Origin of the sequence: Micromonospora sp. NPDC020750 (assembly GCF_044334565.1) — a bacterium.
Classification (GTDB): Bacteria; Actinomycetota; Actinomycetes; order Mycobacteriales; family Micromonosporaceae; genus Micromonospora.
Map to the genome: position 1 here is coordinate 340,498 of NZ_JBIRTH010000005.1, position 21,097 is coordinate 361,594.

A 21,097-nucleotide genomic window follows, 5' to 3' on the forward strand; every position below is an offset into this window, starting at 1 on the left:
GTCCACCAGAGACGGGTGTCCCGGGTGGTCGGGACACCCGCCGCTCGGCCGTACGGGCAGCGGACCCCCGGCCCGTTCGGGCGGCGGCGTCCCGGTGCAGAATGAGCGGCTGCCGACCCCACTGGCGGGGCTTGCGTGAGCTTGCGAGGCTTACGCCGTGTATGACTACGATCTGTTGGTGCTGGGCTCCGGGCCCAGCGGTCAGAAGGCCGCGATCGCCGCCGCCAAGCTCGGCAGGCGGGTCGCCATCGTGGACCGCCGCGACATGATCGGTGGGGTGTGCATCAACACCGGCACCGTCCCCTCCAAGACGTTGCGCGAGGCCGTGCTCTACCTGAGCGGCATGAGCCAGCGGGACCTGTACGGCAGCAGCTACCGGGTCAAGGAGGACATCACGGTCGGCGACCTGGCCGCCCGGACCCAACATGTGATCAGCCGGCAGACCGACGTCATCCGCAACCAGTTGGCCCGCAACCGGGTCGCGCTGATCACCGGCACCGGGCGGTTCGCCGACCCGCACGCGATCTGGGTGGACGGCGGCTCCGGGCAGGAGTCCCGGATCACCTTCGACCGGGCCGTCATCGCCGCGGGCACCCGCCCGGCCCGCCCGGACAGCGTCGACTTCGACGACCGCACGATCGTCGACTCCGACGGCGTCATCAACCTCGAGGCCGTACCCCGCAGCATGGTCGTGGTCGGCGCGGGCGTGATCGGCATGGAGTACGCGTCCATGTTCGCCGCACTCGGCACCAAGGTGACCGTGGTGGAACGCCGCGACCGGATGCTCGACTTCTGCGACGAGGAGGTCGTCGAGTCGCTCAAGTACCACCTGCGCGACCTGTCCGTGACGTTCCGCTTCGGCGAGGAGGTCGCCGCCGTGGAGAAGCACCAGACCGCGGCGCTGTGCGTCCTGAAGAGCGGCAAGAAGATCGTCGCGGACACCGTCATGTACTCGGCCGGCCGGCAGGGCCAGACCGACGACCTGGCGCTGGAGGCGGCCGGGCTGGCGGCCGACCGGCGCGGCCGGATCGCGGTCGACGCGAACTACCGCACCACGGTGGACCACATCTACGCGGTCGGTGACGTGATCGGCTTTCCCGCGCTGGCTTCCACGTCGATGGAGCAGGGCCGGCTGGCGGCGCAGCACGCCTGCGGCGAGCCGGTCCGCGAGCTGCACGAGTTGCAGCCGATCGGCATCTACACGATTCCCGAGATCAGCTTCGTCGGGAGGACCGAGGAGCAGCTCACCGACAGCTCGACGCCTTTCGAGGTCGGCGTCGCGCGCTACCGCGAGTTGGCCCGCGGCCAGATCGTCGGCGACTCGTACGGCATGCTGAAGCTGCTCGTCTCGCCGGACGACGGCCGCCTGCTCGGCGTGCACGTGTTCGGGACCGGCGCCACCGAGATCGTCCACATCGGGCAGGCGGTCATGGGCTGCGGCGGTACGGTCGACTACCTGGTCGACATGGTCTTCAACTATCCGACCCTGGCCGAGGCGTACAAGGTGGCCGCCCTGGACGCGTCCAACAAGATCCGCAACATCACCCGGATCGACGGCTAGCAAATACGCCCGACTATGCGTCGGACGCATCGCACAAGGTTCACCATATGAAGGTCGGCGCATTGTTCGACGTCGAACGTTGACACCCTGAAGCTCCTGTGGCAGGTTGACGAATGGCACGGGGCGCCCACCCTCTGAAACTTAATCTCGGCGTTTTCGCCGTTTCGGGGTGTGGCACTCCTGGCCTCGTCCTACCCGTATCACGGATTACTGCCGGGTCGCCGTCAGCTTCACCGACGATCCGAGAGCCGAGCGGAAGGGGGGCCCAAAATGCGTTACCTCCACTGACATGTCGCGCTGCCGCGGCCGTCCGGCGCGTCCGGGCGGCCGCGGCGCCATGTGCCCGCGAACAGCCCACCACCTCGGAAGGGACGTCTCCTGTGGCGGACGAGGCCACTGCTGCGGTGCGTGACCCGATCTACGATCCACTGGCCCCGTCCGTGATCGCGGACCCGTACCCGTACTACCGGAAACTCCGGGAAACGAATACGGTCCACTGGCACGAGTTTCTGGATTCCTGGGTCGTCACGGGGTATGCGGAGTGCCGACAGGTGCTCGGCGACACCACAAACTTCGGCTCCGACTTCCGGCGGATCGGTGTCGAAATCCCGGACACCCAGTTGAGCGTGCAGTCACTCGATCCTCCCGAGCACGGCACCATTCGACACCTGCTCGTTTCGGCATTGCACGAGCAGCCGCTGACCACCGTGCGACAGCAGTTCGCGACGATCGTCGCGCGGCAACTCTCCGAACTGTCCGGGCAGCCCGGGGCCGTCGACCTGGTGAGCCGGTTCGCGCGCCCCGTCGCGCTGCGGACGATCACCGCCTTCCTGGGCGTGCCGCCGCCCGACGGCGCCGAGTTCGAGCAGTGGTCCAACGCGATCGTGCGGAGCATGGACGCCGGCATCGAACCCGCCCGGGCGGAGCCGGGCAACCAGGCGCGGGCGGAGCTGAGCCGGCTCGTCACGCAGTGGCTGGCCGACGCCGACGAGCGGGGATTCGTCGGGGCGGCCCGGCGCGCCGCCCGAGCTCAGGACGTGCCGGCCGCGGTGCTGGCCAATTCGTTGCGCGCGGTGCTGCACGCCGGTTACGAGTCGGTCAGCCGGCTCCTGGGCGGCGTCCTCACCCGGCTCGTCCGGCACCCGGAGCTGCTGGCCGGACCGGCGACCACCGACGAGGCCCTCATCGACGAGCTGATCCGGTTGGACGGCCCGGTGCAGGCCGACGCGCGGGTGTGCGTACGCGACCGGGAGGTCGGCGGGCAGGCGGTGCGGCGGGGCGACGTGCTGGTGCTGTTCATCGCGGCGGCGAACCGCGACCCGGCGGTCTTCCCCGACCCCGACGCCGTGCGTCTGAACCGGCGCAGGGGCCTGCACCTGGCCTTCGGGCGGGGCGCGCACGCCTGCCTGGGGGCCGGCCTGGCGACCCTCCAACTGCGCGAGGTGCTGAGGGCACTGCGCGCGGGCGGGCTGCGGCTCGCGCCGGCCGGCCCGGCGACGTACGAACCCACGGCCACCCTGCGCGGGCTGGCCGAGCTTTCCGTATCGGTGCGCCAGTCGCACCAGGCTGACTGACCGTGCCCGACAACAACCGGAGGTGTCGTGCGTAGCGTGAGGGTGTACCACAGACTGGCCGGGCTGGTCGGCGGGTTGTTGCTGGCCGGCGTCGCCCTGCCCCCGGGCGGGGCCGCCCGGGCCGCGCCGGGTTCCCTGGCCGACCGGCTGGCCGCGACCGTCACCGGCGCCGGGGTCCACCGTCACCTGGCGGCGCTCCAGCACATCGCCGACGCCAGTGGCGGCGACCGTGGTTACAACCGCGTCGGGTTCACCCGCTCGGCCCGGTACGTCAGCACCGTGCTGCGGGCCGCGGGGTACCAGGTCGTGGAGCAGACCGTCCCCTACACCGACTTCGACATCACCACCGAGCGGCTACGAATCGACGGGGCCGGCGGGGACGTGCCGGTGCTGATGACCCGGTTCACCCCGTCGACGCCGGCCGAGGGCATCGAGGCGTCCGTGGCGGCGCCGATCGACGGGCGCACCGGCTGCGACCCGGCCGACTACGCCGGCGTCGACGCCGCCGGAGCGGTCGTGGTGCTCGCGCGGGCCGCCTGCGGCTACACCCGCCAACAGCAGGTCGCCGCCGGCCTTGGCGCACGGGGGGTGCTGCTGTACTACGTCACCCCGTCCCCGGAGAACAGCTACCGGTTCCACGCCTTCACCCCGGAGGCGTTCACGATCCCGACCGCCTCGGTCGCCCAGCGGGACGGGGAGGCGCTGGCCCGCGCCGCGCGCGGCGACGGCGCCCGCGTGCACCTCACGCTGCGGGCCCGGGCCGTCGCCCGGACCACCGTGAACGTGCTCGCCGAGACCACCGGTGGCGACCCGGACAACGTCGTGCTGCTCGGTGCCCACCTCGACAGCGTCCCCGAGGCGCCCGGCATCAACGACAACGCGGCGATGGCCGCCACGGTCCTCCAGGTGGCCCTGGCGCTGGCCAGCCGCCAGCACGCCGTGACCAACAAGGTGCGGTTCGCCTGGTGGGGCGCGGAGGAAATGATCAACGTCGGCTCGGGGCACTACGTGGCCGCCCTCTCCGGCGACGAGCGGCGGCGCATCGCGGCCGTGCTCAACGGGGAGCTGATCGCCTCGCCCAACGACGGTCGCTTCGTCTGGGACCCGGGAACCGGCGGCGGACACGTGCTCGCCGACCTGTTCGCCGGGTACTTCGACCGTCGGGGGCTGCCCTACGAGCGGACCGGCCCGGAGTCCGTCGGGTCCGACCACCTGGCGTTCGAGGCCGTGGGCATTCCGACCGGCGGGATCGACGGCGGCAACCTACAGGTCAAGACGCCGGCGCAGCAGGCCCGCTTCGGGGGCCAGGCCGGGCAGATGTTCGACCACTGCTACCACCAGAGCTGCGACCGGCTCGACACCCTCAACCGGCAGGCCCTGGACGCCAACGTTCCCGCCGTGGCGTGGGTGCTCGGGCGGCTGGCCGAGGACGTCCGGGACGTCCGGGCGGCGACCGCTGCGGGGCCGGACCGGCAGGCCGCGTACCCGCCTGTCCGGGACTGAGCGGAGCAGCACCGCCGGCAACGCGTCCACGAAGGGCGGGCGGCACCGATTCCGTACGCGCGAGAAGGGGCCCGACAGTGGAAGTACCGCCCGACCCTGACCAGGTCGAACGTCTCGCCACGCTCCTTCAAGGACACGCCGTCACGCAACTGCTCGCATCGGCGGCTCGCTTCCGGATACCCGACCTGTTGGCCGAGGACGCCCTCCCGGTCGCCGGCATCAGCGCACGGACCGGGATACCGGTGTCCGCGCTGAACCGGTACCTGCCGGCCCTGGAGGGGCTCGGAATCGTCCGGTGCGAGCCCGACGGCACGTACCGCGTCACGCCGCTCGGACGGCTGCTGCGGCGCGACACCGGTTCGCTCCACGGTCAGGCCCTGATGGCCGGCGACGAGTACTACGGCGCCTGGCAGGAACTGGACCACTGCCTGCTCACCGGCGAGTCGGCGTTCCACGCCCGACACGGACGCGGGCTGTGGGAGATGGCGGCGGGGAAGCCGGACCTCGCCGCCGGTTTCGCCCGTACCATGCGCTGGAACTCCGCCCGGGCCCTGTCCGACGTCCTCGCGCTCTACGACTTCACCGCCGCGCGGCTCGTGGTGGACCTGGGGGCGGGGGACGCCACGTTGCTGTGTGGTGTCCTGGCCCGCTACCCGAAGGCCCGGGGGCTCGCCGTCGAACAGGGTTCGATGGCGGCACACGCCGCAGCGACCGTGCGGGAGGCCGGCCTGGACGAGCGGTGTGCCGTGCAGACCGGCGACATCCGCCGGGCGGTGCCGAGCGGTGGTGACGTCTACATCCTCAAGTCGGTCATCCACAACTGGCCGGACGCTGCCGCCGTGGACATTCTGCGCACCGTCCGGGACGCCATGCCGGCCGGAAGCCAACTGCTCCTGGTCGAGAAGGCCCACGACAGCGCCGACCCGCAGGCGGCGCTACGGGATCTGACGATGATGGTGCTCTTCGCCGGCCAGGACCGCACGCCCGCCGAATACCACGCACTGCTCACCCGGGCCGGCTTCACACCCTCCGCACCGCGACTGGGCAGCTCCGGGATGTGCCTGATCGCCGCCACCGCCGACAGCGTCGGCCACCGCGACGCGGCGCGGCACATGCCGAACACCGGGGAGACGCCGCGCTGACGCCCCCTGCCCGGGGTGTCGGCCTCACCGCTCCCCGCTCGGGGGGACCGCACCGGTCTGTGCCGCGAACCGGGCGACCAGACCCGCCCGGGAGGTGACCCGGTCTTGCGGAACACCCGGGTCAGGTACGACTCGACGGTTTCACCACCACCTTCTACGCCATCGCGCCAGCTCGATCTGTTCAATCCGCTGCTGGATGACAGCGTCGCCGCCGCCGCCGGCCACCAGCCGAACAACAGCACCGAGAGAACGAAGACCTCGAATAGCCCGAGACCACGACACGCGGGGTTGAAGATCACGCCGGGACGCATCCTAAATGGGCGGCTCGACGGCAAATAGCATGGCAAGAGAACTTGGTCTACCGCTTGCGAGCCCACACCGACGCGCACCGCTCTTTGTCGGTAAATGTGCGGACCAGGACAAGTGCGGCGAGTGGCTACGGCAGGCTCCGGCAGCGGTCCGGAGCAGTCGATCAATGGCCGCATCACAGCGCATGGATTCACTGGCCACACCACTCGGACACGATCAACATGACGCAGGGTCGATATGACGAATACTTGCGGCGAGCGTTACGGTCATGTTACTTTTTCGCCTGCCGAGGAGTTGGTGATTATCAATCGGTAGGCAAAGACGTTTCGAACCTCCGAAAGGATCTTATGAGACCGGGGTGAACAAACAGTGCTCGCGGCTGCTCCCTGCTCCGGCCGCCGCCACCGCGAGCACCCCGCCCAGCACCGTCACCGCTTCAGCCTCGACGGCGCACACCTCCATCGCCAATCTGGGTGGGCGGGATGCGCCAAGACGCGTCCGGCGGAACCGCCTCGCCAGACACAGCCATGAATGCCTCGACGTCCGCGACGAAAGGCACTGCCCAGCGGCGGGTGCGCGCCCAGCGAGCCTGGCAGACAAGGTAGGTGTCGACCGGAGACCCTGCACCTGGGGTTACGTGTTCCGGGATGCGCATATCCAACCCGGCACGGCCGGGTTGCCATTGCCGCCATTCCCCTCGGCCGCCACCTCGCCGGGAGTTTCATCGACTCCACCGCACCCTGCGGCCCGAATGCTGACCGCGCCGGCGAAACATCCGGAAACGCAACCAATCCTGTTCGTCAGTGGCCTCGCGCCACAGCCTCGACATGCCTCTAGAGGAGCATCATGTTCAACTTCAGACAGAGCCTGTCCGCCGCCCTTATGGCCGTCCTCGCCGCGGCCACCGGCGTGGTCGCCGGATCTGCGCCGACGTCCGCGGCACCGGCATCCACGATCGGGCCGATGTTCACCACCACGACCATCGTCAACCGCGCGACGATCGTGGTGGGCAATCCGATGTGCCTGGACGTGCCCGGCGGTTCCACCTCGAACCAGTTGCAGGTCCAGCAGTACAACTGCAACGGTGGCACCAACCAGCAGTGGGAATACATCCCGGGCTCGACCGCCGGTTACGGCCAGCTACGCAACGTCGCCAGCCAGAAGTGCCTGGACGTCCGCGACACGAGCAGTGCCGCCGGCGCGGTCGTCCAGCAGTACATCTGCATGAACGTGCCGAACCAGCAGTGGCTCTACGACTCGTCCAGCGGATACCTGATGGCCATGCACAGCGGCGGGTGCGCAGCCGTGTACGCCTTGGTGTACAAGTCGAAGGCGCACCAGGAGGTCTGCGGTGGCGGCAGCGCCCCGTACCCCATCTTCACGCGGTGGAACGCCAGCATCTAGTGCCGCGTCTTTGAACGTTGACCGGGTAATCCGTCGGTTCTGAGGACGTGTCGCGCAGGCTGTTTCCTGCGACCCGCGTGGCGGATGGTGGCCGGTGGGTAGACGTCCAGAGGTCCGGTACGTGACCCACGCTTCAACGATCGGGGTTCGACGCGCTGAACCCACGGTGGAGCGGCAAGCGCACCGGGACGGATCGATGACGCAGACCTGAGACTGGATCTGCGTCATCGCCCGGTGCGACCCCCACTTCCTCGGCCGATCCTTCTCCTGCTGGTCCCTGACCAAGCCGCGCGACTATCTGGTCGCCGCCGGCCACGTCGCGGAGGCAGCGTCGAGACCGTGCGGCGGATCCTGCACGAGCGCGGCGTGTCGTGGCGGCGATGTTGTCCGACACCTGCTCACATGGCGTCGCGGGCTGCCATGGTTGCTCGCTGGTTGACGACGTTTCACGGTGTCTTGTGCCCCTGCGTGCCCCAGCCCGCCGGACGCCCTTCGCCATCACCAATCGATGCGGAGTCTGTGCAGGTGATCCGCCCAGTATTCGGGGTTCCCATGGAAGATCGGCCAGTTGTACTCGCCGAAGTGGTCCTGCTCCCCCCAGAGACGACTGATCACGCGTACCGCCTCCTCGTACGTCACCCCATGCCGTGACACCATCGCAAGCGCGATGTCATGGAAGCACTCCCGGTGCTCGCCGGGTGCGTCGAACTGGAACTCCGGATAGATGCGACCCACTTGGCCACTGTCTCACAGATAGACGCCTTGACCGCCAAGCAACCAACGAGCAATCTTGACCAGCAGCGCCACAGCCACCCACCTGCACAAACAGCCCCCGTCGTCCGGGGCGTGTAACGCCGTTCAGGATCCGGTCGTCTGGTATCTGCGGAGCGCAGCTTCAACGAGCTGGGTGAGGAATTTGCGGTCGCCGGATAAGTTGCCCACCTCCTGGACGGCCACCAGAGTGGTTCCGATCCGGACGAGTATGCTGCCGGATTCCAGCGTGCCAGAACCGGACGTCATGCTGCAGCTGACGTGAATACTGTCATCGCCCAGCCTCGGCCCTGGTGCCGTTGCGTAGCGGTAGCTGTCGCCGAAGCGGGACGACGCGACGCTGGGGCAACGGCTGATGAAGGTTCGCAGGTCGGTCATTGCTCGTCGTGCGCCGTCGTCGGCGTAGGTCCGGAGGACTTCGGTTCCCACCCAGGGGTCATCGGGATCCGCGCCATAGCTGAGGGTGGCTGCGGCCATCGCGGACGGAGTCCCGGTTAGGCGCGTGGCCGACAGCAGCGGGATCATGCTCTCCGAACAGGGCACGTCGACGCCTGAGCGTTGATCTCCAGCATCCGACGCCATGACTGTCGCGATATCCACAGTGAATCCGGGCGGCAGTGAGTCCGGGGTCAGCAAGCGTGCGGAAAGCGTCGCGGAGTAGCCGGACCCGCCGGTCGCCGGAACTGCGGGGGAGGCTGGCTTCGTGGCTGTGGCCGAGCCCGTCGCCTGCGCCGTGGAGGGGATCGTTTCGCCCCCTGATCGATCCGCTGTATGAACCGTTGAAGAACCGCACGCGGTCGCCATGCAGACGGCCACCACCGCGACTGACCTACGCAGCGCCATCCTGAGCACCGGGCAAACTCCACCTCTCGCGCGAGACGCGTCACGCTACCAGCGCGCGTGGCTTCAGCCGTCGCGCACCCTAAACCGCGTGGGCCTCGCAGCTCGCCGCCAATCCGTCCGGGCCTCGACCTGTGTCATGTCCGCCGTGCCGTCTGCTGCATAGCAGCACCGGAGGGCACATTCATCGAGGATATTTCCTCTGACCTCTGTCGGGGGTAACCGGATTCGAACCGACGACCTCTTCGTCCCGAACTCTCGGCAGGCCGGTCGGATCGGGTGTCATTCGAGGTTGTCCGGCGTGCTGGGGTCGCTTCGGGTTGGGTTCGGTGGGTCGGGTTCGGTGGGCTGGGTTGCTGTACTTCGCTGCTGTACTGCTCCCCGACGAGGAACTGCCTGAAGTGGGTTCGCATCTCCAGCCAGTGTCGGCGATCGTCGCAGGGATGGAGTCGGCCGCGGCGGCACAGGCTCAGGGCCGACTCGGAGTGCTTGGTCAGCAGGATGTCCGCGTAGGCCACCTGCGCCCTGACGTACTCGCGGAAGGCCGCCGAGGTGTAGATGGCTCCCATCGGTCACCGTCCGCCCTACGGGCATGGCGGTGATGCCAGAGGGCTTCGGCGACGGCGTCCACGGGGTCAATGTCCCCGGCCGCAAGGCGCTCGCGGGTGACGGCGATACAGGGCGGCGAGGCGCTGACGGCTTCGCCGCAGGCGGTCCGCGCCAGATCGCCGTGGTGACCGAGGCCCCGGACCACTCGCCAGTCGGTCTGCGCAGCGTGTACACGATGCTCGGCACCTACCTGGCCGGACGCACTGACCCAGACGAATCGACGTTGACCTCCGTGATGGCCTCGTTCGAGTTGATTCGTTAGCCGTTCTGGTCATGCGTCGTGGTCTCGGGCCATCCGCCCTCTGACCGGCGGCGGCGCCGCCAGGGCTGCCGCGCCGGCCGGCGGGTACTACGCCGGCGGGATCCCGACGTGCATCTGGACCGGCCGGTGGTCGCTGCCGGTCTGTTCGAGGTGGCGCACGTCCCGGGTGGTGATGGCAGGCGAGACGTAAAAGCCGTCGATGCGTAGGCCGCTGTTCGGGCCGCGCGGCTTGAGGCCGGTGCGCGCGCCGATCTCGTTGGGGTCCTGGTCGACGATCTTGTTCCAGTCTGCGCCGAGGATCGTCAGCACGTCGGACCGGTTGGCGAACTCGACCACGTTGTCGGCCATCACGGCATACGGGCTGCCGGGCCCGGACTGGCAGCGCGGCGGCGGCATGTGCAGCGACGCGAGCCGCACCGGTCGGCCGTTGGTGAGCCGCAGGCGCAGCTTGGTGATCCACCGGGTCATGATGGGCTCGCCGCCGCAGGACGCGCCGTCGGTGCCCTTGACCAGCTCGAAGTCGACGATCTCGGCGACCAGCGCGCGGCGGATCGCCACCGCGCTGCCCTGCCGGTCCTCCGCGGAGGTGTCCTGCCGGACGATCCACCCGTCGCCGAGGACGTCGGCGAGCCGGACGTTCTTCGCCTCCTGGAAGAAGACGATGTCGGCGTACGGGCCGATCTTCGTCCAGTCCTGCCGAACGCCGGGGGCCTGGCGGAACGCCAGGTTGGCGGTCACCACCCGCAGCTCCATGGCGGCGGCCGACGCCGGCCCCGTGAACGTCACGATGGTGAGTGCCCCGGCGGCCAGCACGGCGGCCAGCAGGCCGGCGATGCGTGCTCTGATGCGCATGTCGTCCTTTCTTGCTCGGTGGTGGGTCACAGGAACGCGCCGACGCGGGGCGTCGCGCCGTCCCAGCGCAGGATCGCGGCGTACAGGGCGCGGCGGGCCCCGGCGGGCAGCGAGCCGTCGGCCCGCTGCTGGCACGGGGTGGTGCCGGAGCAGACCCAGCCGTGCAGGAAGATCCGCTGCTCGTCCTCGACTAGGGCCGGGACGAGGTCCGCGCCGCCCGGGCCGCAGATGCCGGTGTTGCCAGTGGTGAGCAGCGGGTGCTCCGCCTGGCCGTGGAAGTTCCACCGGTCCGTGGAGGTGAGGTACACCGTGGCGTAGCTGCAGTTGTTGTAGCCGTACCGGGAGGCGAACAGCACGAACGTGGAGCCCCGCTGGCGCAGCACCGGGTTCTCGATGATGCCGGCGCTGCGGACCAGTTCGGCGCTGGGGTTGCCGATCCAGCGGGTGCCGTTGTCGTTGACCCGCAGCATCCGGATCGACGACGGCGTCTGCTGCGTCTTGTACAGCACGAACCGGCGGCCCTCGGTGTCCTCAAACGGCGCCGGGTCGATGACGCCGGCGGCGGCCACCGGCCGGCCCGGCGCGGCGTCGTCGGCACCATGCGTGCCACCCGGGCAGATCAGCGGGGCGTCGCCGACCGGCTGGTACGTCCCGCCGACGGTGTCGGAGGTCGCGACGCCGATGCACCGCTGCCCGTTCTTGCCCTTGGCCGGGGCCGAGTAGTACAGCACCCAGCCGGCCGGGGTGTGCACCGCATCCGGTGCCCACACCGCGCCACTCTCGGCCCATCCGGGAACCGACCCGAGCACCGTGCCGAGGCTGGTCCACGGCCCCGAAGCGGTGCCGCCGCGGTACAGCGGGGCCCGACCGCCGGTGGCGAACACGAAGAAGTTGTCGTTGTGCCGCACCACTCCGGGGTCGGCGATGCCGCCGGCCGGGGCGTAGACGGGCTGCGGGGTGGCGGCCGAGGCGGGGGCGGCGACGGCGCCGAGGGCGGCGAGCGCGACCGCCGCGACGGCGGCCAGCAGCGGTCGCCGGAACCTGGGCAGGGGCATGTGAGTCCTCCGGGAGAGGGACGGCGAAGACCGCTGGGGCCCGACGGCGCGGCGCGGCGAGCGCCGCCATCCGAGCGCACCGAGCATTGACGAGTGTGCCCACCAGTCCTAGGCTTGTCAATATCTGCCACTGGCATTCGAACTGTCGTTACTTTTATTCATGCATTTACGGTGTTGAATGCGGTAGGCAACCGGCCCCGGGGGGGGTCTGTTGCGTTGGGCGAAAGCATGATCCAATTCGGCTTGCCGGGTGTGGCGTGCTTGGCCGGTGTGGTCGTCGTCCCGCGTCCGGTCCTGGTCCCCGCCGCCGTCGGCGTTCGTCGGATTCCGGTTTTCCGCCTGAGGTGATCGTGCTGGTGGTCCGTTGGTATCTGCGATTCAACCTCTCCTACCGGGATGTGGAGGAACTGCTGGTCGAGCGCGGTGTCGGGCAGGGATCACCGGCGTGCCCACCGATCCGCCAACGCAACAGCGCCCCCCGAACCACTCCGGGATTTCATCGCCCGCGCGCACCCCGACGACGCCTGCCAACGCGCGGCCCTCAACTACTCGGCCTACTGGGTCGGCGAAATCCCCTACCGCCAATCCAACGACTCCTTCATGCCCACCACCAGCACCGCATGGCGCGGCAACCAGACTCCTGCGCCACTTGGTCGAACGCCTCGATGCCAGCCACCCGTTCATCGACCTCAACATCCACAACCTGTGGGCACTGCTCACCGCCCGACGCGGACTCGTCCACGATCACCCCACCACCGGACAAGCCCTCGCCAACCGTGCCGTCGCCATCCTCGACCGTGACCGGATCTCCGCGCAGTCCCGTCAGGAACTAACCTCTATCGTCTACAGCCTGCCTCATTGTGGCCGCATTGGAAGCCACTGCAGTCATTGCGCTCATGAGTCTTACAGAAATGCTTCGGATGCGGACTTGACTTCAACGCGCGGAGATCGAATTCGAATGAGCCATAAGCCTAGTATCTGCGCCTGCAATGTTTTGACGCTGAACGTGGGGAACTGTAGGGTCCGGTTGCCACACGGGTGGTGCTGCGTCCCGGACGATGACGCTCGGAGTGGCCATGAGCTCACGGGATCACACCCCTGTTCACTGGATGAGGAAGGGACCGATGATCAGCGTCACCACGCTCCAGTCAGATGACCGTCCGGTGTGGGAGCAGCTGTTTTGCGGCTACAACGCCTTCTATGGACGCACGTGGCCCGCGGAGCGGTATGACCATGCCTGGCAGGAATTCCGGCGCGGCGACCGAGTGCACGCGCTTGGGGCACGGCTGGATGGTCGACTGGTCGGTATTGCCCATTTCTTGGTCCACGCCAGCACGACGTCGCCCGACGTGTGTTATCTGCAAGACCTGTTCACAGCTGTCGACGCGCGCGGCAAGGGAGTCGCCCGGGCGCTCATCAGGGCCACCGAGGCGTGGGCTCGCCAGCAAGGCTGTGATCGGCTGTACTGGACGACAAAGCAGGACAACCACACGGCCCGGCGGCTGTACGACCAGGTCGCCGAAAACCGCGGTTTCATCCAGTACGTGGTTGCCCTTTAGCTTCGTGTGTCTGAGTTCTTTCGATGGCTGGCTTTGCTGAGGATCTGGTCGGCGGTTCTGGCCCAGCGGAACGGTTCGCAGCGCTGGTTGTAGGTGCCGATGAACGTGCGGATCGCGGCGGCAGGTCGCTGACGCTGGTGAAGGTGCCGCGGCGGATGGCTTGGCGGGCGATGATGCCGAAGAAGATTCTCGACCATGTTCATCCAGGATCCGCTGGTCGGAGTGAAATGCATGGTGATCCGCGGGTTCTTGGCGAGCCAGGCTTTGACGTCCGGGTGGTTGCCTGCCGCAGCATCGGCCCCGGCTGGCACAGCCATCCACCGTGGTCCGTGGACGTCCACCGCCGCCTCTACCCGTCACCCAGATAGTCACCCAGCCCCGAGCGCAGGACTGGGCGAGGGCTGCCAGTGTCGCGTGTCTGAGCTCCTTTGACGGTTGGTCTTGGTGAGGATCTGGTCGGCGGTCTTGGTCCAGACGAACGGCTGGCAGCGTTCGTTGTAGGCGTCGATGAAGGTGCGGATCGTGTTGATCAGGTCCGGCGCGCTGGTGAAGGTGCTTCGATGACCGGCGGGCGCCCAGGGCGCGGCAGGTCCGCCAAGGCGTCGATCCCGCCGGTGACGTACCGGGCCCGCCACCCGATGACGGTCTGGCGGTCGCCCCGACCCGCCGCGCGATCTCCGCGTTGGGCAGCCCTTCCGCCGCCAGCAACACCATCCGCGCCCGCTGCACATGCCCGGCCGGCGCGGTAGACGAACAGGTCAACTCACGGAGACGAACACCATCACCCGGACGGAGAACCAACGGCGCAGCTACAGAAACGCCTCACTCTCCCGCAACCCAACCGTAAAGCCACTTCAGACACGCGACACTAGCGGAGAAATCCCGTAAAAGGGTAACGGTCCGGACGGCGAGCCAGTGATCGGCTTCAGCATGCCCGAGATCGAGACCATCGATCCAGAGGCATCTTTATCGACAGACGTAAATACGAACATCTTGCTGTTGACCGGGTCGCGCGAGATGTGGGATACCTTTCAGGAGTCGTCGAGTTGCGCTACAGGTCATTACCTCAGGACGTGCCCTGACGGCCCTCTGTCGCCGTGAGTCTATGTAGAACGAGTCGGAATCCCTCGAGAACCACGAAGGAGTAGGTGATGACCCTTCAGTCCCCCCGACCCCGCAGAACGAGGCGTCTACTGACAGGTGCGGTGCTGTTGGCGACAACTCTGGCGATCATGCCCACGATTGCCTCGGCGGCGATTCCCCACTCCGGCTCCGGCCAGATCAGCGCCTGCTACACGATCGGGTCTGGTGCGCTCCGCGTGATTGACAGCGAGGCTGGCCAGGCGTGCGACTCCACCGAGCGACCGTTGAGTTGGCCGTCGGCGGGCACCGCGGCGACGCAGTACCAGACGTCCGCGCCGGTTTTCCTGGCACAGGGCGCTGGCGGTCTCACCACGGTCCTGCCAGGACCGGTACTGCCGGCCGGCCACTACGACGTCACCATGGGGACCATGCTCATCAATTCCACTACGCAGACGGACACCCTGAGATGTGGCCTCTTCAATGGGGCCGGCGGATTGCTGAGAGGGGATGCCGTTTCGGTTTTCGCCAGCTCCTATGAAAGCACCAGCATCACCGCCCTGGTCACCCTTACTGCTCCGGACCGGATCAATGTGCAGTGTCTGCATGACATCTCCACGCCGCCCGCTGGGCCTCGCCTGCAGGTCTATTATGCCAACGTTGTGGTGCGAAAAATAGCACAGCGGTTCTAGTGCATCGTCAGGGAGCGTTGTCCGCCGCCAGCCGGGTGCAGCACAAGCCCGCCGAGCCGCTCAGCTCGCGCGAACTGGAAGTGCCGCACCAGTTGGCGGCCGGCGTTCGAACGCGGAGATCGGCAAACTTCCTTCGTCGCGCCCGGCCCAGCCTGAACTGTCGGCTGCGATCGGCCCGGCCCACGACCTCGCCCTGTTCGCCAAACAATTCGTCCGGATACGACACCGCTATCCGGACGAACCTCCGCCTTGCCTGATCACCGCCCGGACTCAGCCTCGCTCCACCAAAATCCACGAGATAGCCCTAGTGTCGCGTGTCTGAAGTGGCTTTACGGTTGGGTTGCGGGAGAGTGAGGCGTTTCTGTAGCTGCGCCGTTGCTTCTCCGTCCGGGTGATGGTGTTCGTCTCCGTGAGTTGACCCGTTCGTCTACCGCGCCGGCCGGGCATGTGCAGCGGGCGCGGATGGTGTTGCTGGCGGCGGAAGGGCTGCCCAACGCGGAGATCGCGCGGCGGGTCGGGGCGACCGCCAGACCGTCATCGGGTGGCGGGCCCGGTACGTCACCGGCGGGATCGACGCCTTGGCGGACCTGCCGCGCCCTGGGCGCCCGCCGGTCATCGATGAGGCCGCCGTGGTGAGCGCGACGTTGAATCCACCACCGCAGGGCCTGGGGATCACGCACTGGTCGGCCAGAACTCTGGCCGACCAGTTGACCAGGGCGGGCACGCCGGTCAGCTTCGCCGAGGTCGCCCGGATCTGGCGGGACTGGGGCCTGCAACCCCACCGGGCCGAGACGTTCAAGTTCTCTACCGACCCGCAGTTGGAAGCCAAGATCCGCAACGTGGTCGGGCTCTACCTCGACCCCCCGGACAAGGCCGTGGTGGTCTGCGTCGACGAGAAATCCCAGATCCAGGCCCTCGACCAGACCGCACCACTGCTACCCATGCGCTTCGACCAGGCCGAACGACGGACCCACGACACGGTCACCGCCGCCACCGGCCGATGGCGTCGCCGGCGAACCTCTCAGCGGCCAGGTAGACCGGCCAGCCAGCGGTCCAGGGCTGCCGGGGAGCGAAACAACAACACCGGCGGCCCGGACGGATCCGTCTGCCAGGCCCGCATCCGCCGGCGAGCCCGGCCGAACGCGGTGACGTGCCACACCAGGATCGAGTCCCGGGACAGCACACTGCCCAGCGACTCGCGGTTGCCGTTGCAGATCTCCTCCCCCGTCACCAGCCGACGCACGGTACGGCGCAGCAGCCGCCACGCGGAGCACCGACGCGGGTAGTCCAGGCAGACCACCAGGTCGGCGCGAGCCAGCGGCACATCCCGCCACCCGTGGTACGCCCCGTCGATAATCCAGCGGTCCCGTCGGCAGATCTCCTCGATCCGGCTGCGCTGCTGCGCGACCGGCACCTCGACCCAGCCGGGCTGCCAGAGCAGGTCGTCGACCGGGTACCACGGCACCCCGAGGCGCTCGGCCAGCCGCTCCGCGAGGGTGGACTTGCCCGCGCCGTACACCCCGTAGATCAGGATGCGAGATGGTGCGCTCATCGCGGCAGCGTACGCCCGTCAGCGGCCCGGCATCTTGTCACGGAGCGTTGCGATTGGTGAGGGCGATGAGGAGTTCGCGGGCGTGCGCGAGCCGGTCGGCGGTGATCGACGGGTCGTAGTGCGCGGCTGCCGCCATGCCTTCGGCTGCGTACTGGACGACGAGGACGCAGTCGGGGTGCAGGCCGTCCTGCGCGAAGGCGTCGGCCCACTGTTCGGCGTCGGCCTGGGCGGCTTCGGTCACGCCGGGCACCATGTGCACGCTGTTCCACAGCCCGGAGTAGGCGAAGAAGTTCATCGCCTCGGCGCTGCCGCCGCACAGCGCCCGGACGTAGGCGCGCAGGACCTTGCCGGGGTGGTTCTCGGACAGGTCTAGGAACCTCATGACCTCCGCTCGGAATCGTTCCAGCACGTCGGTTGCGACCGCCAGCAGGAGCACGTTGCGCGTGGGGTAGTGGTGCAGCAGTCCGCCCTTGGACACGCCTGCTTCTTCCGCGATGCTGACCAGCGTGACGCCGCCCCCGTGGGTGGCGAGCGCGCGGGCTGTGGCGTCGAGGACGGCCCGGCGGGTTCGTTCGGTGTTCCGGGTGTGCGGCGTCTGATCACTTGCCATCGTTTGCCCTACTTTTTCTTCCGCAGGTCGGCTGGCTGGACCTGACGCTTTCCTACGGGGGGTACCACGCGCCAGGCGATGATGCCGGCGAGGAGCGTGAGCGCCGCCGCTATGACGGCGGTGACCTGCATGCCGCCGGTGAAGGCGTGCCGTGCCTGTTCGAGCAGCGCCATGGCTTCGGGGCCACGGTCCGCGAGGACGCGGGTCGCGGAGGCGAGTGACTCGGTCACCGCCTCACGGTCCTGCTGTGACACGTCGGCGGGAACCGTGAGCCGGAGCCGGTAGAAGAGCGTCTGGATGGAACCGAGAACGGCGATGCCGAGGGCGATACCCAACTCGTAGCCGGTCTCGGAGATCGACGAGGCCGCGCCGGCACGTTCACGGGGCACGGCGTCGATGACGGCGTCGGTTGCCAGGGTCATCGAGACACCCACGCCCAGTCCGATGACGGCGATGGCGACGGCGATCCACAGATAGGTCGGCAGGCCCTCCGCCACCGCGAGCAGGACGAGCCCCAGGGCGGCGACCAGAAGTCCGGCTCCGATCGCGGGTCCACGGCCGAGCCGTGTGATCATCGCGCCGACGAAGAAGATCACCCCGATCGCGGCGATCGTCGAGGGCAGCTCGGCGATGCCTGCCCGCAGCGGGCTGAAGCCACGGACCAGTTGCAGGTACTGGGAGAAGAAGAACAGAAGTCCGCTGAAGGCGAAGATCGAGATCGTGTTCGCGCTCACCGCGCCGGCGAAGGCGGGCATCCGGAACAGCGAGACGTCGACGAGCGGGTACGTGAGTCGACGCTGACGCCGGACGAACCAGACCCCTGCGGCCAGGCCGATCAGTGCGACCCCAACACCCTGGAGATCGAAGCCCGCGGACACCGTGTGCTTGACCGCGTACACGACCGGCAGGATCGTCGCCACGGACAGCGCGGCCGACAGCAGATCGATCGGCCCCGAGTCGGGGTTGCGCGACTCGGGCAGCAGGAGCGCTCCGGCGATCAGCAGAACGACCATGACGGGGACGTTGATGAGGAAGACCGAACCCCACCAGAACTGCTCCAGCAGCGCCCCGCCCACCAACGGTCCGAGCGCCGCGCCTCCGGTGGCGCCCGCGGACCAGATCGCGATCGCCCGCGTGCGCTGGGCCGGGACCTCGAACATGTTGCGGATGATCGACAAGGTCGAGGGCATCAGAGTGGCACCGCTCACGCCCAGCAGGACCCGGGCCGCGATGAGCAACTCGGCCGACGGCGCGAACGCGGCGAGGACGGATGCCAGCCCGAACCCGACGGTGCCGATCAGCAGCAACTGTTTCCGGCCGATCCGGTCGGCCAGGTTGCCCATCGTCACCAGCAGGCCGGCCAGCGCGAACGAGTAGATGTCACCGATCCAGAGCAACTGCGTCGCGGACGGGTTCAGATCCGCCGTCAACGCCGGCACGGCAAGGGCCAGCACGGTCCCGTCCACGGCGAGCAGCACCACCGCGAGGGTCAGGACACCGAGGGCGACCCATTCCCGCCGACCGGCGCCCCGAGAAGGCTCGGTTGCTTCTACCATTCGTCGAACATAGCTCAACCGACCAGACGGTCGGCTAGAACTGTGTCGCACGTCCTCGTTCCCGCGGACGACTGCAACCGCCACGGCACCACCGGGTCGGGTCCGGGGCGAGGACCGCCCCGGACCCGACCTCGATCAGCCGATGACGGCAAGGACGATCTTGCCGGTCGTGCGGCCGGTCTCGCCGATCTCGTGCGCCCTGGCCACCTGCTCAAGCGGCAGGACCACCTCGACCTCGGGGCGCAGCCGCCCCGTTTCGACGAGCGAGGCGATCGCCCTCATCCCCGCGTGGTCGGGTTCGACGATCGTGAAGCCGGCCCGTACGCCGCGCTCGCGCGCCTTCGACGCCAGATCGGCCTCCGCCGGCGCAGCGAGCGACACCACGATGCCGCCGTCGCGCAACGTCTGGAGGGAGCGCGGCCCGTAGTCGCCCCCGATGGTGTCGATCACGATGTCGACGTCGCTCACCGCCGACGCGAAGTCGACCCGCGTGTAGTCGATGACCTCGTCGGCACCGAGGCCGTACACGAAGGCGTGCTTGGCCGAGCGGGCGGTGCCGATGACGTACGCGCCGTGGGCCTTGGCGATCTGGACGGCGAGGTGGCCGACGCCACCCGCCGCGGCATGGACCAGTACCCGCTGACCCGGGCGAACCTCGGCGGTGTCGACCAGCGACTGGAACGCGGTGAGCGCCGCCACCGGGAGCGCGGCGGCCTCCACGTGGGAGAGCGCGGCCGGCTTGCGGGTGAGGTGCCGGGCCGGGGAGGTCACGTACTCCGCGTACGTGCCCGCCGGTTGCGGTAGGCGCGGCATGCCGAACACCTCGTCGCCGGGCCTGAACATCGTCACCCCGAGCCCGACCGCCTCGATCACGCCGGACACGTCCCACCCCAGCCTGACCGGCGTCTCGCCCAGCAGTCCCCCGGTGGCCCGGTGCCACCAGTCGGTCGGGTTGACGCCGGCCGCGTGGACCCGGACGAGCACCTCCGAGATCCCCGGCTCCGGGCGGTCCACCTCGACCACCTTCAACACCTCGGGCCCCCCGAGCGAATCCTGACTGACAGCACGCATGATCTTTCCTTTGCTCCCGTACGAGTCGCCGATCGGCGTACGGCCAACACTGCGGGAGGCGGGTACGTGCTTCGAGTGGCCAGATCGCCAACATGTGAAAGGATCTGGCCATGCATCGCGTCGTCGTCCTGGCTCTTGAGGGTGTCTATCCGTTCGAGCTGAGCATCCCGGTGCGGATCTTCGGCAGCGCGACAGGGGAGGATGGCGAGCCGCTCTACGAGGTGATCACCTGTAGCCTCGACGGCGCTCCGGTCGCGACGAGCGCGGACTTCGTCGTCGCGGTGCGGCACGGGGCCGAGGTCTTCGAGACGGCGGACACCCTGGTGATCCCCCCGTTCGTGTGCGGTCCCCCGGAGGACCGGAACCTGCTTCCTGACGAGCTGGCCGAGGCATTGACCCGCCTCCGGCGGGGTGCCCGTATCGTGTCGATCTGCACCGCGTCGTACGTCCTCGCCGCCGCCGGTCTCCTGGACGGCCGCACGGCGACGACGCACTGGAACGAGGCCGACCGCTTCCAACGGATGTTCCCCCGGATCAAGGTCGACCCAGGTGTGCTGTTCGTCGACGACGGAGACGTGCTCACGGCGGCGGGGGTCGCCGCCGGGGTCGACCTGTGCATGCACCTCCTTCGCCGCGACCACGGCAGCGAGGTCGCCAACCGGGTGGCTCGGCTGTGCGTCGTGCCGCCCTGGCGCGAGGGCGGCCAGGCGCAGTTCATCGAACGTCCGGTGCCCGAGCCTTCCACGGCCACCACGTCCACGACCCGCGACTGGGCGCTCGACCGGCTCCATCGACCGCTGACCCTGTCCGAGCTGGCCGGCCATGCGCGGATGAGCGTGCGAACGTTCTCCCGGCGCTTCCGCGACGAGGTCGGGACGACCCCCGGCCAGTGGTTGACCCAGCAACGCGTCGCACACGCGCGCCGCCTGCTGGAGTCGACCGATCTCCCGGTGGACCGCGTCGCCGGCGAGGCGGGGTTCGGGACCGCCGCCTCGCTACGCCAGCACCTGACCGCCACGATCGGCGTGTCGCCGACGACCTACCGCCACACGTTCCGCGCCAGCCGTGCCACGCCGACGAGCGCGCCGCGCTGAC

General features: G+C 68.8%; 20 protein-coding genes and 2 pseudogenes. 11 read left to right on the plus strand and 11 right to left on the minus strand.

What is annotated here, in order from left to right; genetic code table 11:
* Positions 1-157 precede the first annotated feature (157 nt).
* The 5 genes from sthA (at position 158) to ACH4T9_RS17990 (ending at position 7,493) form a co-directional block, all read left to right on the plus strand.
* Positions 158-1,561: a Si-specific NAD(P)(+) transhydrogenase gene (sthA, locus tag ACH4T9_RS17970; protein ID WP_396672317.1), complete on the plus strand. Its 1,404-nt coding sequence runs from the start codon at positions 158-160 to the stop codon at positions 1,559-1,561.
* A gap of 380 nt (positions 1,562-1,941) precedes the next feature.
* A complete protein-coding gene (locus ACH4T9_RS17975; protein WP_396672316.1) occupies positions 1,942-3,135 on the plus strand; it encodes a cytochrome P450 in 1,194 nt (397 codons plus the stop codon).
* Positions 3,136-3,177: 42 nt separating this feature from the next.
* The gene (locus ACH4T9_RS17980) at positions 3,178-4,638 is read left to right on the plus strand and encodes a M28 family peptidase (RefSeq protein WP_396672315.1); all 1,461 of its coding nucleotides are present in this window, start codon (positions 3,178-3,180) and stop codon (positions 4,636-4,638) included.
* A 77-nt stretch (positions 4,639-4,715) separates the two neighbouring features.
* Positions 4,716-5,780, plus strand: a complete 1,065-nt coding sequence (locus ACH4T9_RS17985; protein ID WP_396672314.1) for a methyltransferase — start codon at positions 4,716-4,718, stop codon at positions 5,778-5,780.
* A 1,155-nt stretch (positions 5,781-6,935) separates the two neighbouring features.
* Complete coding sequence (locus ACH4T9_RS17990) at positions 6,936-7,493, plus strand: RICIN domain-containing protein (RefSeq protein WP_396672313.1); 558 nt, start codon at positions 6,936-6,938, stop codon at positions 7,491-7,493.
* A gap of 498 nt (positions 7,494-7,991) precedes the next feature.
* Here the strand turns inward: ACH4T9_RS17990 and ACH4T9_RS17995 are convergent, their stop codons facing one another.
* Complete coding sequence (locus ACH4T9_RS17995; protein ID WP_396672312.1) at positions 7,992-8,228, minus strand: hypothetical protein; 237 nt, start codon at positions 8,226-8,228, stop codon at positions 7,992-7,994.
* A gap of 123 nt (positions 8,229-8,351) precedes the next feature.
* Positions 8,352-8,864: a hypothetical protein gene (locus ACH4T9_RS18000; RefSeq protein WP_396672311.1), complete on the minus strand. Its 513-nt coding sequence runs from the start codon at positions 8,862-8,864 to the stop codon at positions 8,352-8,354.
* An 832-nt stretch (positions 8,865-9,696) separates the two neighbouring features.
* On the opposite strand from ACH4T9_RS18000, the gene ACH4T9_RS18005 reads away from it, so the two are divergent.
* On the plus strand, positions 9,697-9,975 hold the full coding sequence (locus tag ACH4T9_RS18005) for a hypothetical protein (protein WP_396672563.1): 279 nt from the start codon (positions 9,697-9,699) through the stop codon (positions 9,973-9,975).
* Positions 9,976-10,062: 87 nt separating this feature from the next.
* On the opposite strand, the gene ACH4T9_RS18010 is transcribed toward ACH4T9_RS18005, so the two are convergent.
* Together ACH4T9_RS18010 and ACH4T9_RS18015 are read right to left on the minus strand one after the other, a co-directional pair.
* Complete coding sequence (locus ACH4T9_RS18010) at positions 10,063-10,827, minus strand: endonuclease/exonuclease/phosphatase family protein (RefSeq protein WP_396672310.1); 765 nt, start codon at positions 10,825-10,827, stop codon at positions 10,063-10,065.
* 26 nt (positions 10,828-10,853) lie between these two features.
* Entirely contained in the window at positions 10,854-11,882 is a 1,029-nt protein-coding gene (locus ACH4T9_RS18015) for a glycoside hydrolase family 43 protein (RefSeq protein ID WP_396672309.1), read from the minus strand.
* Between the two features lie 435 nt (positions 11,883-12,317).
* On the opposite strand from ACH4T9_RS18015, the pseudogene ACH4T9_RS18020 reads away from it, so the two are divergent.
* Both ACH4T9_RS18020 and ACH4T9_RS18025 read left to right on the plus strand, forming a co-directional pair.
* Positions 12,318-12,759: pseudogene (locus ACH4T9_RS18020) on the plus strand (transcriptional regulator); the annotation flags it as partial.
* A gap of 247 nt (positions 12,760-13,006) precedes the next feature.
* Positions 13,007-13,441 (plus strand): GNAT family N-acetyltransferase, encoded by a 435-nt coding sequence (locus ACH4T9_RS18025; protein WP_396672308.1) that lies wholly within the window; start codon positions 13,007-13,009, stop codon positions 13,439-13,441.
* On the opposite strand, the gene ACH4T9_RS18030 is transcribed toward ACH4T9_RS18025, so the two are convergent.
* Genes ACH4T9_RS18030 through ACH4T9_RS18040 form a run of 3 tightly spaced genes read right to left on the minus strand, consistent with a single transcriptional unit; the run spans position 13,438 to position 14,198 of the window.
* Positions 13,438-13,758: a hypothetical protein gene (locus tag ACH4T9_RS18030; RefSeq protein WP_396672307.1), complete on the minus strand. Its 321-nt coding sequence runs from the start codon at positions 13,756-13,758 to the stop codon at positions 13,438-13,440. The genes ACH4T9_RS18025 and ACH4T9_RS18030 overlap by 4 nt on opposite strands.
* A gap of 51 nt (positions 13,759-13,809) precedes the next feature.
* Positions 13,810-14,076, minus strand: coding sequence for a hypothetical protein (locus ACH4T9_RS18035; protein WP_396672306.1), 267 nt, complete (start codon positions 14,074-14,076; stop codon positions 13,810-13,812).
* Positions 13,971-14,198: a helix-turn-helix domain-containing protein gene (locus ACH4T9_RS18040; RefSeq protein WP_396672555.1), complete on the minus strand. Its 228-nt coding sequence runs from the start codon at positions 14,196-14,198 to the stop codon at positions 13,971-13,973. The genes ACH4T9_RS18035 and ACH4T9_RS18040 overlap by 106 nt, the downstream gene beginning before the upstream one ends.
* Positions 14,199-14,652: 454 nt before the next feature.
* Here ACH4T9_RS18040 and ACH4T9_RS18045 point away from each other — a divergent pair, with 454 nt between their 5' ends.
* Entirely contained in the window at positions 14,653-15,213 is a 561-nt protein-coding gene (locus tag ACH4T9_RS18045; protein WP_396672305.1) for a hypothetical protein, read from the plus strand.
* 533 nt (positions 15,214-15,746) lie between these two features.
* Positions 15,747-16,181 (plus strand): annotated as a pseudogene (locus ACH4T9_RS18050) (helix-turn-helix domain-containing protein); the annotation flags it as partial.
* Positions 16,182-16,234: 53 nt separating this feature from the next.
* Here the strand turns inward: ACH4T9_RS18050 and ACH4T9_RS18055 are convergent.
* The 4 genes from ACH4T9_RS18055 to ACH4T9_RS18070 all read right to left on the minus strand — a co-directional run bounded on the left by ACH4T9_RS18055 (position 16,235) and on the right by ACH4T9_RS18070 (position 20,002).
* The gene (locus ACH4T9_RS18055; protein WP_396672304.1) at positions 16,235-16,765 is read right to left on the minus strand and encodes an AAA family ATPase; all 531 of its coding nucleotides are present in this window, start codon (positions 16,763-16,765) and stop codon (positions 16,235-16,237) included.
* Positions 16,766-16,802: 37 nt separating this feature from the next.
* Entirely contained in the window at positions 16,803-17,375 is a 573-nt protein-coding gene (locus ACH4T9_RS18060; protein ID WP_396672303.1) for a TetR/AcrR family transcriptional regulator, read from the minus strand.
* A gap of 8 nt (positions 17,376-17,383) precedes the next feature.
* Entirely contained in the window at positions 17,384-18,931 is a 1,548-nt protein-coding gene (locus ACH4T9_RS18065) for an MFS transporter (RefSeq protein WP_396686838.1), read from the minus strand.
* Between the two features lie 135 nt (positions 18,932-19,066).
* Positions 19,067-20,002, minus strand: a complete 936-nt coding sequence (locus tag ACH4T9_RS18070) for an NADP-dependent oxidoreductase (protein WP_396672301.1) — start codon at positions 20,000-20,002, stop codon at positions 19,067-19,069.
* A 110-nt stretch (positions 20,003-20,112) separates the two neighbouring features.
* Between ACH4T9_RS18070 and ACH4T9_RS18075 the strand changes: the two genes are divergently transcribed.
* Positions 20,113-21,096 carry a GlxA family transcriptional regulator gene (locus tag ACH4T9_RS18075; RefSeq protein ID WP_396672300.1) on the plus strand — a complete coding sequence of 328 codons (984 nt, stop codon included), beginning with the start codon at positions 20,113-20,115 and terminating at the stop codon, positions 21,094-21,096.
* Position 21,097 lies beyond the last annotated feature (1 nt).

Bases quoted from the DNA above. Each gene is read 5' to 3' on its own strand.
- ACH4T9_RS17990 (WP_396672313.1), top strand. From the start codon at position 6,936: ATGTTCAACTTCAGACAGAGCCTGTCCGCCGCCCTTATGGCCGTCCTC.
- ACH4T9_RS18005 (WP_396672563.1), top strand. From the start codon at position 9,697: ATGGCGGTGATGCCAGAGGGCTTCGGCGACGGCGTCCACGGGGTCAAT.
- ACH4T9_RS18010 (WP_396672310.1), bottom strand. From the start codon at position 10,827: ATGCGCATCAGAGCACGCATCGCCGGCCTGCTGGCCGCCGTGCTGGCC.
- ACH4T9_RS18015 (WP_396672309.1), bottom strand. From the start codon at position 11,882: ATGCCCCTGCCCAGGTTCCGGCGACCGCTGCTGGCCGCCGTCGCGGCG.
- ACH4T9_RS18025 (WP_396672308.1), top strand. From the start codon at position 13,007: ATGATCAGCGTCACCACGCTCCAGTCAGATGACCGTCCGGTGTGGGAG.
- ACH4T9_RS18030 (WP_396672307.1), bottom strand. From the start codon at position 13,758: ATGGCTGTGCCAGCCGGGGCCGATGCTGCGGCAGGCAACCACCCGGAC.
- ACH4T9_RS18055 (WP_396672304.1), bottom strand. From the start codon at position 16,765: ATGAGCGCACCATCTCGCATCCTGATCTACGGGGTGTACGGCGCGGGC.
- ACH4T9_RS18060 (WP_396672303.1), bottom strand. From the start codon at position 17,375: ATGGCAAGTGATCAGACGCCGCACACCCGGAACACCGAACGAACCCGC.
- ACH4T9_RS18065 (WP_396686838.1), bottom strand. From the start codon at position 18,931: ATGGTAGAAGCAACCGAGCCTTCTCGGGGCGCCGGTCGGCGGGAATGG.
- ACH4T9_RS18070 (WP_396672301.1), bottom strand. From the start codon at position 20,002: ATGCGTGCTGTCAGTCAGGATTCGCTCGGGGGGCCCGAGGTGTTGAAG.
- ACH4T9_RS18075 (WP_396672300.1), top strand. From the start codon at position 20,113: ATGCATCGCGTCGTCGTCCTGGCTCTTGAGGGTGTCTATCCGTTCGAG.